We start from the raw sequence: 21,543 nt of genomic DNA on the forward strand, positions 1-21,543 counted from the left end.
TTCTATTACAAAAAATAGAGAGGATTTACATCATTCTATGAGCAACTCATATAGGTTTCTATGTCTCTATCAAGTAAATTTTCCATTATCCTCTTAAAAATTAATACTCTTGATATATTCATTATTGCCTACACTTTATTTGCAGTTATTGGTCTCCCCTTTTCATTCATAGCGTTGCATCTTTTGCACTCTCTACTTTTCAGTTAATGAAAGGGATGTTTCTTTTATCCCTTCAAATTCATTTAATAGGTACTTAGCTATCTTTTCAACTGCGGGGAAGTCTACTATTTCCTCATGTGATCCAGGGACTGAATACCTATTTACTCTTCCTTTTAATAAAGGTCCCCAATCTGTAAACAACTCTTTTCCTTCCTCAGCACTAAAGTAGATAACTTCTCCAAAGTATGGTATCAAATCATTCTCTGCCATTAAGTTCAGGCATTTCCTATGAGCATTGATAACTTGCTTCAAATTCATAAGATTTGCATCAGGCGGGAGTACTCCTTCCATAATTAATCGCTCCACAAGCATATCTTGCTTATGAACGAGCCCTTCTTCCTGCTCAGTAAGATCTCTAGGAATGAAATGTTCAGATATATATGAGAGCATATCCTCCCTTGTTTTACGATCTTGCTCTGAAGGTACTTTAGTATCCATTAGTATCAACAACTCAACTTCCTCACCTTGATTCTTTAGCACAGTTGCGATTTCATAAGCAATTGCACCGCCTAAAGACCATCCTCCAAGACGATATGGGCCTTCTGGCTGAACACGTTTGATTTCTTCAATGTAAAGTTGAATTAGTTCCGGCAAGGTCAATTCATCAATTTCTTCCTTTTCTATAAGAGGATTCTGTAAACCATAAAATGAACAATGGTTCTTAAGTAATCTTGCTAGTTGAATGTAACAGAATACATTCCCCATAAACGGATGAACACAGAAGAAAGGGCTTTTTTCTGATTCTTGTAGTGGAACTAGCGCTGCTACTGATTTCGTCATATCATGCTTATCACGAATAAGGCATGCGATTCCTTCCAATGTTGGATTCTTAATCAATGTTGAAACCTTAATCTCTTTTCCAAACTTCTCCCTAATTTTTGAAACTAATTTAATTACAAGGAGAGAGTGTCCTCCTCTATTAAAGAAATCATCATTTACATAGACATCTTCTATCTGTAACACATCCTGCCAGATTTTAATCAACTGATATTCAATTTCATCCCTTGGAATGATTGGTGTAGAGAAGTTATTTTCTCTATGAATAGTTAAATTGTTCAATGCCTTTCGATCAACTTTGCCATTCGTTGTAAGAGGAATCTCGTCTACCTTAATAAAGTGTGCGGGAACCATATAATTTGGTACTTGTGTCTTGAGATACTCACGCCACTCATGCATACTACCATCTCCAACTACATAAGCAACCAATCTCTGCTCTCCTAATTTATCCTCTGTTGCCAAAACTACTGCTTCTTTTACCAATGGATGCCTCTCTATACTCGCTTCAATCTCTTCAAGTTCAATACGAAAGCCCCTAATTTTCACTTGATTATCAATTCTTCTCAAGTAATCTAAATTACCATCAGGTAAATAACGAACCAAATCTCCCGTACGATATAAACGCTCTTCTTCATTAAATGGATGACAGATGAATCGCTCTGCTGTTAATTCTGGGCGATTCAAGTATTCTCTCGCTATACCTGCACCCCCAATATATAGCTCACCTGTTACACCAACTGGAACAGGTAACAAATTTTTATCCAATACATAAGTTTGAACGTTCGGCAATGGACGTCCAATTGTTACTCTCTTACTATCTTTTTTAATATGATAGCATGTTGCATCAACCGTACATTCTGTAGGACCGTATACGTTATAAAAATCAATCTTTTCAGTCTCTACTAGCTGTTCCCATAATGACGGCATGATTGCTTCACCACCGACCAATATCTTGCTTGGTACATGAACATCAGCACTTATTTCTAGCAATCCTCCATCTATTAGTAATTGAAGTAATGAAGGTGTCATATCAAACATTTCCAATTTATTCTCCCTAATATAGGACACAAATTGTTCTGGATTAGTGCGAACTTCACTTGGAATAATATATAAACTTGAACCATAAAGCAGCATTTGTAATTGCTGAATAGATACATCAAAGGCAATTGATGCATTCAAACCGACGCGCATATTACTAGGTATCTCATGTGAGAAAACTTCTTTTTGTAAACCATATGATAGGTTTATTACAGAATGGTGCTGTACTAAAGCTCCCTTTGGATTCCCTGTCGAACCAGAAGTGTAGATAACATACGCTAAGTTTTCCCCTGTTACCTCACATATTGGTGAAAGTTTGCTTTCTTGAGAAAGCATTGCTTGGTCCCTATCTAGGCAAACTGTCTTAATGTCTTTAGGAATCCAGCCTAGTAATACTTCATTTGTAACTAACACTTTAATTCCTGTGTCTTCTAAAATATATTGTAGGCGGCTTTCCGGATTCGATGGATCTAATGGAACATAGGCTGCTCCAGCCTTCCAAATTCCCATGAGACCAACAACCATCTCAACTGAACGCTCAAAGCAAAGGCCAACTAATGACTCTGTCCCAATTCCACATTTCTGTAAATGATGGGCTAATTGATTAGCTCTTTCATTCAGCTCTCGATATGTTAGTTGCTGTTTTTCATCTACCACTGCCAACGCGTCAGGCGTACGATTTACTTGCTCTTCGAATAGTTGATGAATTGCATTCTCACGTGGATAGGATATAGTATTATTATTCCATTCTTCCAATAGCTTTCTTTGTTCAGCTTCCGTAATATATACTAGCTCCGATAGATTTTGATCAATGTTTTTGAGCATTTGCATTAACACTTTGTGTAAATGGCCCAGCATTCGTTCAATGGTTACTCTATTAAACTTACTACGGTCATACATTAACTTTAACGATAACTGGATTCCTGGAACTACAGCTAACCCTAATGGGTAGTGGGTTTGTTCTACCCCTTCCAATTCACCAATTTCCAGATTTTCTGAAGACTCCTCTTTCACTGGATAATTTTCAAACACATATAAACTATTGAACAGCGGTATTCCTCTAGGAATTTCACTCCACCCCTGAATCTCTGTCAAAGAAGCATACTCATATTGTCTTCTTTCTATCTCTTCCTCTTGTATCTTCTGCAACCAATCTATTAATTTTATATCATCCATCAATTGAATTCGCGTCGGTGACGTTGTAATGAAAGGACCTACGATGTTTTCAACATCAATAATCTCCGTAGAACGTCCTGAGCTTGTTACACCAAAAACAATGTCATTTTCTCCACTATATCGGCTCATGAGATATGCCCATGCACCTTGAATTACTGTACTCAAAGTAAGTTTATTGCGTTTCGCCCATCCTTGTAACGCTTGAGTCTGCTCTTCTGATAAATACGTAACCTTCTCTGTGTAACCTTTTTCTTCCTCTTTACTTTCTAAGCCCAGCAAAGTTGGCGCAGTAAAACCTTTTAGCTTCTCTCTCCAGAATTGTTCCGCCTGCTCCTTATCTTGCTCTCTTAACCATTGGATATATTTCTTATATGGTGAGGACTTAGGTAACTTCACAGCTTCTCCATTCATTCTCTTCTGATAGACTGTAAGTAATTCATTAAATACTAATGGTAAACTCCATCCATCCAGTAAAATATGGTGATGGGTCCAAACAATCCGATATTCTTCCTCACCTTCTTGAATGACTGTTACCCGCATCAATGGTGCTTCATCAAATTGGAAGGCTTGTTTTCGATCTAATGCCAAAAAGACTTTTCTTTTTTCCTCTATCTCTTCACTTGTCATTGTACGCCAGTCTTCTTTATTCACTTTAAATGGGATATTTTCATACACCACTTGTACAGGTTCTTCAATTTCGTCCCATACAAATCCTGTACGAAAAATTTCATGCCGCTGAATTACAGATTTCCACGCCTGCTCAAATGTAGGAATATTCATTTTTCCTCGAATCATAAAACTCAATTGCACTATATACGGTGCAACATGTTCATCCCCTTGGTCATGCAATGTGTGGAAAATCATACCTTCTTGCAAAGGTGATAGTGGATATAAATCAGTAATCTGATTGTTCTTTCCGCGATGCATTTTGTTTAGTACATTTGTCAAACCTTCTTGGCTAAGATTAGCCATTGCAAAATCCGAAATGGTCAGTGCAGATTCTCTATCTGAAAATTGAATCAATGTACTCAGTTGATATAGCATATTCTGTGCAATACTTTGAATCGTTGATTTGGAAAATTGTCCAACATTGTATACCCAAGTGAACTGAAGTTTTCCATCCGTTACAACCCCAATTACATCAATTACATGCGATCGCTTGGAACTGGCAGCATGATCTAAACGCTTAAATTCGTTCTCCGGAATAAACATTGCATCGCTAGAAAACATTTGGTCAAATTGTCCAAGATAGTTAAAACTAATAGACGGTGTATATTGGGAGCTTAATTGCTCACACATTGTTGCGTTCATGTAACGCAACACCCCATAATCAACACCCTTATTAGGAATTTTGCGAACTTGTTCTTTAACTGCTTTTAATGCTTCAATTGGCGTATTAGCACTAGTAATATTTAAATGAACTGGGTAAATACTTGTAAACCATCCCACAGTTCTCGATAAATCAACATCTTCAATAATCTCTTCTCGACCATGTCCCTCTAAATCTACGCTCAATATCGGCTGCCCCGTACATGCTGCCGTAGCTTGTACTAATGCTGCTAATAATACTTCATTGATTTGGACACGGTGAGTGCTTAAAGTCTCTTGCAATAACATACGGGTCTCATTCTCATTTAACACCACAGTAATTTCCTCAGTTACTGCGCTTACTGGATTACTTATAGTACCATCTACCGGCAATTTAACTACGTCTTGTTCAGCCTGCTCCTCCCAGTAATGTAGCACTTCTTTTGATAGGCCAGTTTCAGCGTAATGATGTAATTTCTCCGACCATTCTTTAAAAGATGTACTCTTCATAGGTAATTGAATTTTCTGCCCTTGGACTACTTGCGTATATGCTGTTTGCAAATCTTCCAATAAAATTCGCCAAGAAACACCATCCACGGCTAAATGATGAATTGTCCAAAATAATCGGCCAGCGTGCTCACCTTCATCAAAATACACCATTCTCATTAGCGGACCATCATGTAAATTCAAACTTTCTTGTGCAATATTAATCTCTTTTTGAATAACCTGATGCCAATCAGCTTCCGGCACTTCGTCTAATGAAATGACAGTAAGCATCAATTGTTCTTCTATTCCTTCATTCCACTGTTTCCAAACCCCATTAGGTAAACGTTCATATCTTAAACGCAAAGCATCATGATGAAGTAGAAGGTTACCTGCCGCCTTTTCCAGTGATCCTATGTCCAATTTCTCTTTCGTTCTAAAGAACATGGATTGATTCCAATGATGTGGGTTAGGATGATTTTGTGCAAAAAACCTTTGCTGAATAGGTGTAAGTATCGTCTCTCCAGTTATAATTCCCTGTTCAGCTTGTACACCTTGTTCTTCTTTGACTACTTGCGCCAACTCAGCAATTGTTTGGTGTTCAAATATTTGTTTTGGTGTCAATTGTAAACCAACTTGCTTCGCGCGCGAGACAATCTGAATGCTAAGAATTGAATCTCCACCAATTTCAAAGAAGTTATCATTCATACCAATACGTTTTGAACCTAGCACACGTTCCCAAATGATAGAAAGCTTATGTTCACGTTCATTTCTTGGGGCCACGTATCCTTCTTGTGTTCCTTGATAATCTGGTATAGGTAACGATTTCCGATCAATCTTTCCATTTATGGTTAGCGGTAATTCTTTCATTTCGACAAAGTAGGAAGGTATCATATGGATTGGCAGTTTTGTTTTAAGATACTCTCGCCATTCTTCTAAACTGCCTTCGCCCACTACATAAGCTACCAGCCTCTTATCTCCCGACTGATTTTCCCTAACCATTACAACTGCCTCTTTTACTAAGTCATGCTCTTGTAAAGTCGACTCAATCTCTCCAAGTTCAATTCGAAATCCTCTAATCTTCACTTGATTATCCATTCTTCCTAAGTAGTCTATATTACCATCAGGAAGATATCTCACAAGATCACCTGTTCTATATAACCTCTCGCCTTCTTTGAATGGATGAGAAATAAATCGTTCGGATGTTAACTCTGGACGATTCAAGTACCCCCTTGCTAGACCTGCTCCTCCGATATAAAGTTCCCCCATTACACCAACTGGAACTGGCAACCTATTTCTATCTAATACATAAGTTTGGATGTTAGGCAATGGACGTCCAATTGTTACTCTCTTACTATCTTTCTTGATATGATAGCATGTTGCATCAACCGTACATTCTGTAGGACCATATACATTATAAAACTGGATTTTATCAGTCTCTACTAGCTGTTCCCATAATGACGGCATAATTGCTTCACCACCAACCAGTACCTTACTTGGAACATGAACGCCATCGCACGTTTCTAACAATCCGACATCTATAAGTAATTGAAGCAATGAAGGTGTTATATCAAAGATTTCTAACTTGTTCTCCCTAATATAAGCTACAAACTGCTCCGGATCACTTCGTACTTCGCTTGGAATAATATACAAACTTGAACCATAAAGCAGCATTTGTAATTGCTGGATAGATGCATCAAAGGCAATTGACGCATTTAAACCGACATGCATGTTAGATGGTATCTCATGTTCGAAAACCTCTTTTTGTAAACCATACGACAAGTTTAGTACAGAATGATGCTGTATCAAGACACCCTTTGGATTCCCCGTTGATCCTGAAGTATAGATAACATACGCTAAGTCTTCTCCTGTTACTTCACATTTTGGTGAAAGAATGCTTTCTTGCGAAATCATTGTTTGATCCCTATCTAGACAAACTATCTTGATTTCTTTAGGTATCCAATCTTTCAATGACTCGTTCGTAACTAATACTTGGATTCCAGTGTCCTCCAAAATATATCGTAGGCGACTTTCTGGATATGATGGGTCTAATGGAACATAGGCTGCTCCAGCCTTCCAAATCCCCATAATACTAACAACCATCTCAATTGAACGCTCAAAGCAAAGTCCAACCAATGATTCATTCCCAATTCCGCATTGCTGAAGATAGTGGGCCAATTGATTAGCTTTTTCATTCAGCTCTTGATACGTTAACTGCTGTTTTTCATCTACCACTGCTACCGCATCAGGTGTACGATTTACTTGCTCTTCAAACAGCTGATGAATTGTACTTTCCTGTGGATATGCTACAGCACCATTATTCCACTCTTCCAACTGTTTTTGCTGTAATCCTGATAATATAGGCAACTTAGCTAATGATTTATCAGGATTCTCCACGATTACATTCAACCAGTTCCCAAAATGTTCAGCCATGGATTCAATAGTTAAGCTGTCAAATAAATCAGTTCTATAAACAAAAGTAAGTAATAAACCCTCTTCCACTTCTGCAGCAGTTAAACTTAAATCAAACTTAGCGATTGGAGCATTACTTTCCATTACTTCTATATTTCTTCCATGTAGTTCTGGTAGCTTCTGTCCCGTATTTTGCAAAGTAAACATGGTTTGAAAAATCGGAGAATGGCTTGTATTTCGTTCAGGTTGGATAACCTCTACAATTTTCTCAAACGGAACATCTTGATACTCATACGCCTTCAATGCTTTTATCCGTACTTGAGATAACAACTCTTGAAATGCCGGTGCATTACTTAAATCAGCTCGATAAACCAAAGTGTTGACAAAGAAACCAATCAGCCCCTCAATTTCTCGATAATTTCGATTTGCAATTGGGCTACCAACAATAATATCCGTTTGTCCCGTATAACGAGCAAGGAAACTTTGATACGATGCCAATAAGGTCATGAAAAGTGTGGCCCCTTCTTGACGACTTAGTTCGTTTAATTTATCCAGTAATGAGCGTGACAACAAAACATTATGAGTTAATCCATGATGGGTTTGCACTGGCGGACGCGGACGATCCATTGGCAACATTAAGACTGGTAACTCACCAGATAATTCTTCCTTCCAATATGCAAGCTGTTGATATAGTACTTCATCTTTCAACCAGTCTCTTTGCCACTGAGCAAAATCGGCATATTGAACTGGTAGTGGTTCCAGCTCTGCTTGTTTTTCACCAATCGTATTCTCATAAAATGCCATCCATTCTTGAAGCAAGATTTCCATCGACCACCCATCCGAGATAATATGATGCATATTACACAGAAGAACCCATTCTTCTTCTGAAATTCTTATGAGTTTCCCACGGAATAATGGCCCTTGTTCTAAATCAAATGGAGATTCGACTTCAGTTTGAATCCATTGCTCCAGCTTTCTTTCTCGCTCCTCTAATGAAAGCTTAGTTAAGTCCATTTGCAGAAGCGGACGGAAAACGTACGGTTGAATCTGCTGCACAGGATGGCCATCCTCTTCATAAAATACAGTCCGCAAAGATTCATGACGCTCTATCAACTGATTCCATCCCAATTCCAATGCTTCAGGTAACCAATTCCCTGTAAGGCGGCATGCCATTGGCATATTATAAAGGGCACTATTAGGTGCAAATTGATCAATAAACCATAAGCGCTGTTGGGCATAAGATAGTGGAATATTATTTCCACGTTCCATCGGCACCAATGGTGGAATTTCTCGTTTTTCATTCCCCTTACGTAACTGATCCATTCGTTTCGCTAATGCCTCGATCGTTGAATATTCGAACAGTTCACGTACTGGCAATTTGATTTGAAAGACTTCCTGTAAGCGCGAGACCACTTGTGTAGCAAGTAGAGAGTGACCACCAAGCTCAAAGAAAGAATCTTGAACACCAATGTCTCCTATTCCTAGCACTTGACTCCACACTGAAGCGATAAGTTCTTCCAGCGGAGTTCTTGGGTATACAGTATTTTCAGCGGATTGTTCACTAAGTATAGGCAATGCCTTCAAATCAAGTTTTCCATTCGGTGTAAGTGGTAAAAATTCCATCTCAATAAAGTTTGTTGGAACCATGTAATTTGGTAAATGTGTTTGTAGATGTTCTCGCCATTCATGGACACTTCCTTCACCAACTACATAAGCTACTAATCTCTTATCACCTTGATTATCCTCTCGTACCAATACAACTGCTTCTTTCACAGAAGAATGTGCCTGCAAAACAGCTTCTATTTCTCCCAATTCAATCCGGAAACCACGAATTTTTACTTGGTCATCTATACGTCCATGGAACTGGAGATTACCATCAGAAAGATAACTTGCTTTGTCTCCTGTATAATAGAGACGTTCTCCTGACTTGAAAGGATGTGGAATAAATTTTTCCTTTGTAAGATCCGGACGATTAGCATATCCACGTGCAAGACTCTTCCCTCCAATATAGAGATCTCCAATTACGCCAATTGGTACTAGCTGAAGATGAGAATCTAACACATAAACTTCTGTATTTGCAATCGGTCGACCAATCGATGGCGTACCTGTTGTCACTCCTACAGGTACATAACAATCTGTGGTAACAACGGTATTTTCCGATGGACCATACTGATTAATTACCGCAAAAGGAATATCGTTAGATGGGTACTGCGTTAATTGATCCCCACCAGTAATGATAAAACGAAGATCCGTTTTATCTGGCCAAGATAATTTCAAGAGCCTTTCCAGAATAGGCGTAGGTGCAAAGCTAGCTGTTATTCGTGAATCAATGAGCCAGTCCCTTAGTGCTTCTGGATTAATTCTCAGTTCCTCTGTTGACAAGTAGAGTGCTGCGCCAGCAGTTAGATACGGCCAAATCTCCTGCACAGCCGAATCAAAAGCAACCCCTGCAATCTGAGTCGCACGATCCTCTGCTGAAATATGATAAACTTCCTGATGCCAAGAAACCATATTCATTAATGAGCGATATTCAACCATGACACCCTTCGGTTTTCCTGTAGAACCAGAGGTATAAACAATATAGGCTAAGTTCTCTGGATTTATTTGACGTGTAGGTGCGATTACGCTTTCCACCGTTAATTCTTCTAACCTCACCATTTCGACGTGTGCGAAATGGCCTTCTTGTCCTTCCGCCGTCACTACAAATTGAATCCCTGCATCTTCAATCATGTATTCTAACCTTGATTTTGGATACAACGGATCTAAAACGACATAAGCTCCACCAGCTTTTAAAATGCCTAGTAAACTTACCATTAGCTCAGCTGACCTCGGAAGATAAACCCCTACCACTGACTCTGGGGCTACTCCCTTTCGCTGTAAAACATTTGCCAACTGATTTGCTTGTGTATCCAGTTCACCATAAGTCCACTGTTTTGTTTGATCAACTATCGCAATCGCATCAGGACGCCTTGCTACTTGCTCCTCAAATTTGTCGCAAATAAGACCCTGATGAGACATTTCTATTACAGTGTCATTCCATGTTTCTAATAACAAAGTACGCTCGGGTTCTGATAGCATGCTCAGATCATGCAACGGATTTTGTGGGCGATGAGAAACTTCATGTAGCCATTTCTCAAAGTGTCCTGCCATCCGTTCAATAGTAGTAGCATTGAATAAATCCTTATTGTACTCAAAAGTAAAAAGTAATCCCTCTTCCGTCTCAACTGCCATTACACTTAAATCAAACTTTGCAATTGGACTATGGCTTTCTATCATTTCAATACTTCTACTAGATAACACCGGTAACCCTTGTTTCATATTTTGCAAGATGAACATAGTCTGGAAAATTGGCGAATGACTTGTACTTCGCTCCGGTTGCACAACTTCTACAATTTTTTCAAATGGAATATCTTGATATTCATACGCCTTCAATGCCTTTTGACGAACCTGATACAGTACATCTTGAAATGTCGGTCTACCACTCAAATTAGCTCGATAAACCAGCGTGTTAACGAAGAAACCAATTAGTCCTTCAATTTCTCTATAATTCCGATTCGCAATTGGGCTTCCGACCAGAATATCTTCTTGTCCCGTATAACGAGATAGAAAGCTTTGATATGCAGCTAAAAGCGTCATGAAGAGCGTAGCCCCTTCTTTTCGACTAAGTTCATTCAATTTATCATGTAGCGTGCTTGGCAGAACCATAGTGTATGTCGACCCGTGATGAGTTTGTATTGCGGGACGCGGGCGATCCACAGGAAGTTGGAGTACAGGAAGCTCCCCAGACAATTCTTCCCTCCAATATTGGAGTTGTTGATCAAGCACCTCCTCCTTTAACCATCCTTTTTGCCACTGAGCAAAGTCGGCATATTGAACCGGTAATGGTTCAAGTTCCGCTACCTTTCCATCCGTTGCTTTCTCATAAAATGCCATCCATTCTTCAAGTAGGATTCCCATTGACCATCCATCTGAAATGATATGATGTAGAGTACAAAGGAGTATCCATTCTTCCTCTCCCACGTGCAAAATACTTGTCCTGATTAATGGACCCTCTGTTAAATCAAATGGTACTTCTGTTTCTTGTTGAATTAAACGTTTAACTTCTTCTTCTTGATCTTCAGAAGAAAGCATAGTTAAATCCGTTTTCGGAATTGATTGAAAAGCATACGGTTCAATTTGCTGTACGGGTTGACCATTCACCTCTTGAAAGACCGTCCGCAGTGATTCATGACGTTCTATTAGTTGATTCCATCCCGTTTCCAATGCTTCAAGTAGCCAATTCCCTGTAAGACGGCATACCATTGGCATATTGTAAAGGGCACTATTAGGTGTAAATTGATCAATAAACCATAAACGTTGTTGGGCATAAGATAGTGGAATAGCTTCTCCTCGTTTCATTGGTATTAGTGGCGGAATCTCTCGTTTTTTATCTCCTTTACGTAACTGTTCTAATCGCTTTGCCAGTGACTCCACCGTTGTATATTCAAATAGTTCACGTACTGGTAATTCGATTTGAAAAATTCTCTGTAAACGTGACACTACTTGAGTAGCTAGTAGTGAATGACCACCGATTTCAAAAAAGGAATCCTGAACACTAATATTTTTTATTCCTAACACTTGGCTCCAAACGGAAACGATGAGCTCCTCCACTGGTGTTCGTGATGAAGTAATATCTTCACTTATGAACTGTTCTTCTAATTCCAATAATGCTTTCCGATTCACTTTACCATTTGGAGTGAGTGGCATACCTTCAATTTGGAAAAAGTATGCCGGAACCATATAATGTGGTAATTGCTTCTTGAGATATTCACGCCATTCTCCAGCATCCCCTTCACCCACTACATAAGCTACTAACTGCTTATCTCCTGGTCGTTCTTCCTTCACCAACACGACTGCCTCTTTTACAGATGCGTGATCATGTAAAGCTGCTTCAATTTCTCCCAATTCAATTCGGAATCCTCTAATTTTAACTTGGTTATCTATTCTTCCAATATATTCTAAGTTACGATCATTCATATATCTCACCAAGTCACCCGTTCGATATAATCGTTCCCCGTCCTTAAAAGGATGCGGAATAAAACGTTCAGCAGTTAAATCCGGTCGATTGAAGTAGCCACGTGCCAATCCTACTCCTCCAAGGTAAAGTTCCCCTGCCACACCAATCGGGACCACTTGTTGATATTGATCTAACACATACAACTCTGTATTATCAATCGGACGACCAATCGGAATAAGCATTGCTTCTTTTTCTAAATCACAATCGTAATAAGTCACATCCACAGTCGCTTCAGTAGGACCATACAAGTTAATTAACTTTGTTTGCTGAACATTGTAAAAGATCCCCTTAAACCGGCGAACCTGCTCAGTGTTTAACGCTTCTCCACTAGTAAAAACTTGAATTAAAGACGATACATCCCTTTTCGAATTATATAGTTCCATATAATCTAAGAAAGTAGATAACATCGACGGAACAAAGTGCATGGTGGACACGCGATATCGTTCAATATACTCCTCAATCACCGCAGGATCTTTCTCTCCTCCTGGTGGAAGTAAACAAACACGTGCTCCTACAAATGACCACCAAAATAATTCCCATACAGAAACATCAAATGAAAACGGTGTCTTTTGTAGGATTGTATCCTCCTCGGACAATGGGTATTTTTTCTGCATCCACTGTAGGCGGTTGATAACGGAATGATGTTCAATCATTACCCCCTTTGGATTTCCCGTCGAACCCGAAGTGTATATAATATAGGCTAAGTTATTTGCTGTTACTCCACTTACCGGAGCTAAATTACTCTCTTTAGAAATCATCACTTGATCCCGGTCTAAACAAATTGCTTGAATATCTTTAGGTAACCAGTCCTGTAGTGCCTCTTTTGTTAACAGCGCTTGAATTTGTGAATTCTCCAAAATATATCTCAGGCGGTTTTCAGGATAACTTGGGTCCAGTGGGACATAAGCCCCACCTGCCTTCAAAATCCCAAAGAGACCGATAATCATATCAGGAGAACGTTCAATACATATACCAACCAATGATTCAGGTCCGATACCTCGTTTTTGTAGAAAATGTGCCAATTGATTCGATTTTTCATTTAGTTCTTGATACGTTAGCTTTCCACCCTCATAAACTACCGCCACTGCATCAGGCGTCCGTGCAACTTGCTGCTCAAATAGCTCATGAATCATACAATCATGACCATAAACTACGTCCGTATCATTCCATTCTTCTAGGAGTTGATTTTGCTCAGTATCCGATAGCATTGACAGCTTTGTATATGATTCATCTGGATGATACGTGATTTCATTTAGCCAGTTCTCAAAATGTCCTGCCATACGTGCAATGGTACTACTATCAAATAAATCCGTGTTGTATTCAAATGAGACGAATAGACCTTCTTCCACTTCATAGGCAGTTAAGCTCAAATCAAATTTAGCAATAGACATATTACTTTCTACCATTTCAATACTTCTATCAGGCAAATCTAGTCGTTCTTGTTTTATATTCTGTAGCGTAAACATGGTCTGAAATATAGGGGAATGACTCATGCTTCGTTCAGGTTGCACAGCTTCTACCACTTTTTCAAATGGTATATCTTGATATTCGTAAGCTTTTAACGCCTTTTTCTTTGTTTGGTTCAAAATCTCCCGAAAAGTAGGGGTGCCACTCAAATCTGATCGATAAACCAACGTATTAACAAAGAAACCAATTAATCCTTCTACTCCCTTATGGTTCCGATTTGCAATCGGGCTACCAACTAGAATATCTTTTTGTCCCGTATAACGAGCAAGAAAGCTCTGGTATGCGGCCATTAAAGTCATAAATAAAGTAGATCCTTCTTGTCGACTTATATCCTTCAATTGACTGAGCAATTTATAAGGAAGAATCACATGATGCGCAGCCCCAGAGTAAGTCTGCTTAACCGGTCGAGGTCGATCCACTGGCAGTTGTAAGATAGGAAGCTCACCAGACAATTCTTCCTGCCAATACGTAAGCTGACGATTTAGCACATCACCTTGCAACCACCCCTTTTGCCACTTCGCAAAGTCTGCATATTGAATAGATAATGAACTTAATTTAGCAGGATTTCCGCCCGTTTCTTCTTCATAGAAAGCAAGGAATTCATTCATGAATATACCAATGGACCAAGCATCAGAAATAATATGATGCATCGTACACAGTAATAACCATTCATCCTTCTCTAATTGAACAAGCTGATTACGAATTAAAGGACCATTCATTAAATCAAATGGTTCTTGCGCTTCTCTCGCAATTAAACTATCTACCTCTTTTTCTTTTACTTCTAGAGGAAGTTGAGAGTAATCCCTTACAGGTAATGCTCTAGGAAGGAATTCGACAATTTGTTGCACAGGCTGTTCTCCTATTTCTTTAAAAACAGTTCGTAATGATTCATGACGTTCAATGAGTCGATTGAATCCCTTCTCTAATGCTTCAGGTATCCAATTTCCTTTTAGATGCCATACGGTTGGAATATTATATAAAGAACTGTTTGGGTTAAATCTGTCCATAAACCACAAACGTTGTTGTGCATAAGACAACGGGAGTGCTTCTTTATTCTCCTTTTTTTGCATTTGCTTCTGAAGCCATGCTCTCTTCTCAGGAGAAAGTGAACTCAGCTTTGCAAGTAAATCACTTCTCATTTTTTTACCCCTTCCTCAATCAAATTACTCTCAAATATCCCTTGTGCTTCTTCCTCTGATAACTCTTCTAATTGCTTAAGCAGTTCCAGTAATTCTTCATCATTACTCACTTCTGCTTCTTTTTGAATATAATCTTGAAGGCTTATATTCTCCTTACTATCATTCTGCATTTCTTGATTTTTGTTATCGAGCAATTGATCAATCTGTTCTGCCAATTGCTGCACCGTATGAAACATAAATAAATCATGCAATGATATCTCGATTCCAAAAGCCTCTTTAAGATTGGAAACAGCTTGCGTAGCAAGTAATGAATGTCCACCAATTTCAAAAAACGAATCTTGAATTCCGATGTTTTCCATGCCTAAAACTTCATGCCATATCGAAACAATTGTTTTTTCCGTAGACGTACGAGGAGCAATATAACAACTCGCTATCTCCTGCTTCTCTGGTGCTGGTAAAGCCTTCCTATCAATTTTTCCATTAGGAGTGAGTGGAAATGCATTTAATCCAACAAAATAGGATGGAATCATATAATTTGGTAGTTGGTCCTTGAGATAATCACGCCACTTTTGAGCACCCCCGTCTCCTACAACATAGGCAATCAAACGTGGATCGCCAGGATAATCTTCCCGCACCATCACAATAGCTTCGTTAACTAATGTATGCTTTTGTAATACCGCTTCGATTTCTCCTAGTTCAATCCGGAACCCACGAATTTTCACCTGATGATCAATTCGTCCAACATACTCCAAATTTCCATCCGGCAAATACCTTACTAGATCTCCAGTCCGGTATACTCGCTCGTCTTCTTTAAACGGATGCGGTATAAATCGATTTTTCGTTAAGTCAGGGCGTTTTAAATATCCACGTGCTAACCCTGATCCACCAATGTACAACTCACCAACTACACCAATTGGAACCATTTTTTGTTCAGCACTCAATACATATACTTCTGTATTGAAGATTGGTTTACCAATTGGTGGTACCCTATGCATGACACCCTTTTCTAATTCCATATACGTGGAATACGTAGTATCTTCAGACGGTCCATATAAGTTGAACACCTTCTCAATCGTACTTCTCTCGTATAAATCTTGAACAAGCGGATATGGTAACGGTTCTCCAGCCAAATTCATTACCTTTACTGAAGAAGGAATTGTTTTTGCTCGAACCAGTTCCTTTGCTGCCGATGGCACAGTATTAACCAAAGTCACACCTTTGGTAGACAACTTGTCTAGATGTAGAGCATTTTCAGCGACAATCACCTTACCACCCATCGTTAAGGGAACAAATACTTCAAAAACAGATAAATCAAAAGATAGTGAAGTTGAAGCTAATACTCCCGCTAATTCCTTTCGAGAATACGTATGATGCGCCCAATGAATCATTGTTACTGTATTCCTGTGCTCAATCATTACTCCCTTTGGATTTCCCGTGGAACCTGAAGTATAGATAATATAGGCTAAGTTATCACCCGTCACTTCACTCGTGCATACCGTAGTAACTTCTTGTTCTATTTCTGCTCGATTACGATCAATACAAATGACGTTAACGAATGTAGGTATAACCATTTTTTGTTGTAACTTTTCCTGTGTCACCAGTACCTTTATTTGAGCATCTTCTAAAATGTACTGCAGTCGACTTTCCGGATACGCTGGATCAATTGGGACATATGCTCCTCCCGCCTTCATAATTCCTAAGAGACCGACAATCATCTCGGATGAACGTGTAACGCAAATCCCAACCAATGTTTCGCATGTTACACCATTTTTTTGTAAATAATGTGCCAACTGATTCGAGCGTTCGTCCAACTCTCGATATGTTAGTTCTTCATCTTCGCACACTACTGCAATTGCTTCTGGTGTTTTTTTCACTTGTTCTTCAAACATTGTATGAATCGTACTATCTTCTATATCTATAACGGCTGATTCATTCCATTCCTCTAGTAGTTGCTTATATTCCACTTTCGATAACATATTCAATTCTGATAATAAACATTTTGGATAAGAGGCAATTTGATTTAACCAATGTTCAAAATGATTTACCATACGTTTAATGGTTGTATCATTAAACAAATCAGTATTATATTCAAAGGTTAGTGATAATCCTTCTTCCGTCTCAGAAGCAAATAAACTCAAATCAAATTTGGCAACAGAAACATAGCTTTCCATGAGTTCCATTTGTCTTTCGGATAGCTGAAGAAACTCTTGTTTCGTATTCTGTAAAGTAAACATAGTTTGGAATATTGGTGAATGACTTGTATTCCGTTCAGGTTTTACGGATTCTACCACTTTCTCAAATGGGATGTCCTGATACTCGTATGCTTTTAGTGCTTTTTTTCTTATCTGCGACAATAGTTCTTGGAACGTCGGATTTCCACTGAAATCAGCTCGATAAACTAACGTATTTGCAAAGAATCCTATTAATCCCTCAATCTCTTTCACATTTCGATTAGCGATGGGGCTTCCAACTATAATGTCGTCCTGTCCTGTATAACGAGAAAGGAAGCTTTGATACGCTGCCATCAATGTCATAAATAAAGTGCATCCTTCTTGCAAACTTAAATCTTTGAGCTTTTCCTGTAAGGAATTCGCCACTATTAAGGACTGACTTGCACCACGATGGGTTTGAACTGCAGGTCGAGGACGATCCATCGGTAATTGTAAAACCGGTAGTTCCCCAGATAATTCTTCCTTCCAATATTGAAGATGCTGATTCAAACTCTCCTCTTTTTGCCATTCCTTCTGCCACATGACAAAATCTGCATATTGGATAGATAACTCCTTCAATTCCACTGGTTTTCCGGTTAGTGCTCCTTCATAAAAAGCCATCCATTCTTCAAGTAAGATTCCCATTGACCATCCATCTGAAATAATATGATGCATCGTACAAATGAGAACCCATTCTTCCCTGTCCACTTTCAATATTCGTGTTCGAATCAGAGGACCTTGTCCAAAATGAAATGGTTCCTCCGCCTCGTTTTGAATAAGGCGTTTCATTTCTCTTTCCCTATCTTCCAAAGAAAGATCTGTTAGATTCGTTTGAGGAATATGCCTGAACACATGAGATTGAACCTGTTGAAAAGGTTCACCCTCTTGTTCTAGAATTGTCGTCCTTAATGATTCATGACGCTCCAACAATTGATTCCATCCGACCTCCAATGCTTCAATTGACCATTTACCTGTTAAGCGACACGCTGCATGAATATTGTACATAGCACTATTTGGCATTAATTGATCAATAAACCATAGACGTTTCTGCGCATAGGAAAGTGGGATAACTTCTTCTCGTTTCATAGGTACAAGAGGAGCAACCTCTCGTTTTTTATCTTCTTTTCGTAACTGATCCACTCGTTTCGCCAATGCTTCCACTGTATCGTGCTTGAAAAGTTCACGTAATGGAATTTTAATTTGGAACATTTCTTGCAATCTAGAGACAATTTGAGTAGCAAGTAGTGAGTGCCCACCACGTTCAAAGAAGGAATCCTGAATGCCAATATTTTCTGTTCCTAACACTTGACTCCAAACCGAGGCAATAAGCTCTTCCGATGGCGTCCGAGGTAGCACATTTAAATCTTCAATAGCTTGCTCATCAGGTGCTGGCAAGGCCTTTCGGTCAATTTTCCCATTTGGAGTAAGCGGGAAGTGTTCTAAATCTATAAAGTGCGCTGGAATCATATGATTTGGTAATTGTTTTTGTAAATACTCTCTCCACTCCTCGGTATTTCCATCGCTTATTACATATGCAACCAATCGTTGATCACCTGGACGATCTTCTCTAACTAATACGACAGCCTCTTTAATAAACGAACATTTTTCTAAAGTCGCTTCAATTTCTCCTAATTCAATCCTAAAACCACGCATTTTGACTTGGTGGTCCATTCTACCTATAAATTCTAAATTCCCATCAGTTAAATATCTTACTGAATCTCCTGTTCGATATAGTCGTTCCCCAAATCGATATGGATGCGAAACGAATTTTTCAGCAGTAAGATTCGGACGATTTAAGTATCCACGTGCTAAACCAGCACCACCAATATATAACTCACCCTCAATTCCTATTGATTGCAAGCGTTGATTTTGGTCTAATACATATAATTGCGTGTTCTGTATTGGCTGCCCAATAGAAACAAATTCTTGATTAGGCTGAATATCAAATGCATTCACATAAATAGTGGCTTCAGTTGGCCCATAAAAGTTGGTTAATTTCACTTGTCCACTATAATTCCATTTCTGTTGAAATCGTCTAACCAACCCTGAACTTAGTTCTTCTCCACCAGAAAATACATGGCGTACGGACGAACAATTCATATTCAATTCAATATGATTGAAGTGGTCTAAGAAAACAGATAACATCGAAGGTACAAATTGAACTATAGTAACCTGATGTTGTTTAATCACTTCAGCTATAATAGAAGGATCTTTTTCTCCACCTGGAGGTAGGAAAGATACACTTGCACCAACGTGAATGCCCCAAAACAATTCCCAAACAGAGACATCAAATGAGAATGGCGTTTTCTGCAAGACCACATCCTTTTCAGAAAGCGGATATTTATGTTGCATCCATTCTAGATAATTAATTACTGAATGATGCTCAATCATTACTCCCTTTGGATTCCCTGTAGATCCTGAAGTATACATAACATACGCTAAATTTTCTCCTGTTACACCACTTATACATGGGGTTGATTCTTCTTTTTCAATTGCAGTGTAATCTTTATTCATACAAATCGTTTCTATATTTTCAGATACAAACAAATTTTTAGAATTCTCTTCCGTCACTAGTACTTCGATTCCAGCATCCTCTAATATATATCGAAGTCGACTCTCTGGATAAGTAGGGTCAAGTGGAACATACGCTGCTCCTGATTTTAGAATACCTAATAACGCTATCATCATTTGTAATGAACGTTCCATATATACCCCAACTAGAAACTCTGGGCCTACACCATGCTTTTGTAGATAATGAGCTAGCTGATTTGCACGCTTCTCCAACTCTTTATAGGTAATTTGTTCATTTTCGTAACTAGCCGCGATTGCTTCCGGTGTTTTTTTAACTTGCTCTTCAAACATCGTATGAATCATGCCTTCAGCCGAATAATTAAATTGAGTATGATTCCATTCCTCTAGTAACTGTATCTGTTCTTCTTCTGTTAAATGAGTAATTTCAAATAGTTTTGAATCTAGGCTCTTCGTCATCTGAATTAATATTTGCAATAAGTGATTCTGAATCAGATTTATTGTTTCTTCATTAAAATAGCTTCGATCATACATCAACTTTAAAGTAATTTTCTTACCGGGCATTACAATGAGTGTTAAAGGATAATTTGTTTGTTCCGTGCTTGTAACATCTAGTAATCTTAAATCATCATTTCTCTCACCTTGAATTGGATAATTTTCAAACACATACAAGGTATGGAATAAGGAGCTATTTCGCGGAACCTCACTCCAGCCTTGAATATCTATCAACGAATTATACTCATACTGTCTTCGTTCCATTTCTTTCATTTGTATTTTACGAAGCCAATCTACTACTGATGTATTATCCGTTAATCGAATTCTGGTAGGTAATGTGTTAATAAATAGCCCCACCATATTCTCTGCTCCCATTAAATCAGTAGGACGTCCAGCGCTAGTTACGCCAAATACGACGTCACTGTCACCGCTATACCTACTCATCAAATAAGCCCATGCACCTTGTACTAACGTATTCAACGTTAATCGACTATTTCGTACCCACTCTTGTAACTTCTCAGTAAGTTTCTCAGATACTTGATAAACACACTCTCCATAGCCCTTCTCTTGTCCTTGATCCTTTCTTTCCATTGCTAATGGCGTAGGTGCATAGAACCCTTTTAATTCTTCTTTCCAAAATTCCTCTGCTTGACTTTGATCTTGTTTATTTATCCACTGGATATATTTTTTATAAGGAAGAGATTTAGGAAGAGTCAATAATTCTCCCTTTATCATCTTGAGATAAACTTCCATCACTTCACTAAAGACCAATGACACACTCCATCCATCTAGCAAAATATGATGATGTGTCCAAATAATTCTCGTTTCCTCTTTTGCTTCTTTGATCGCAGTGACTCTCATCAATGGTGCTTCATCCAATAAAAATCCTTTTCTACGATCTACATTCAAAAACTGTTGTAATTTCTTCACCCTTTCCTCATGTGGATAGGTGCTCCAATCCTCTTGATGAATAGTAAAAGGAAGACGTTGGTAAACCGCTTGTAGTGGCTTTTCTACTTCCTCCCATACAAATACTGAACGTAAAACCTCATGTCGATTAATAACATATTCCCAAGCCTTTTCAAAAGTATCAACATCCAATTGCCCCCCGAGCAAGAAACCTACTTGTACAATATAGGAAAAAGAATGTTCATCATCTTGATCGTATAAAGTATGAAACAGTATTCCTTTTTGCAAAGGTGATAAACCATATATATCAATAACGTCTCCCATT

The 21,543-nt window shown here is 38.6% G+C and carries 2 protein-coding genes; both read right to left on the reverse strand.

From position 1 onward, the window contains the following. Positions 1–192: 192 nt before the first annotated feature. Complete coding sequence (locus B9A45_RS17660) at positions 193–15,075, reverse strand: non-ribosomal peptide synthetase (RefSeq protein WP_084064418.1); 14,883 nt, start codon at positions 15,073–15,075, stop codon at positions 193–195. Further along, on the reverse strand, positions 15,072–21,542 hold the full coding sequence (locus B9A45_RS17665; protein ID WP_000503035.1) for a non-ribosomal peptide synthetase: 6,471 nt from the start codon (positions 21,540–21,542) through the stop codon (positions 15,072–15,074). The genes B9A45_RS17660 and B9A45_RS17665 overlap by 4 nt, the downstream gene beginning before the upstream one ends. Position 21,543: the final 1 nt, after the last annotated feature.

Source organism: Bacillus sp. JKS001846, assembly GCF_900176455.1.
GTDB classification, from domain to species: Bacteria; Bacillota; Bacilli; order Bacillales; family Bacillaceae_G; genus Bacillus_A; species Bacillus_A cereus.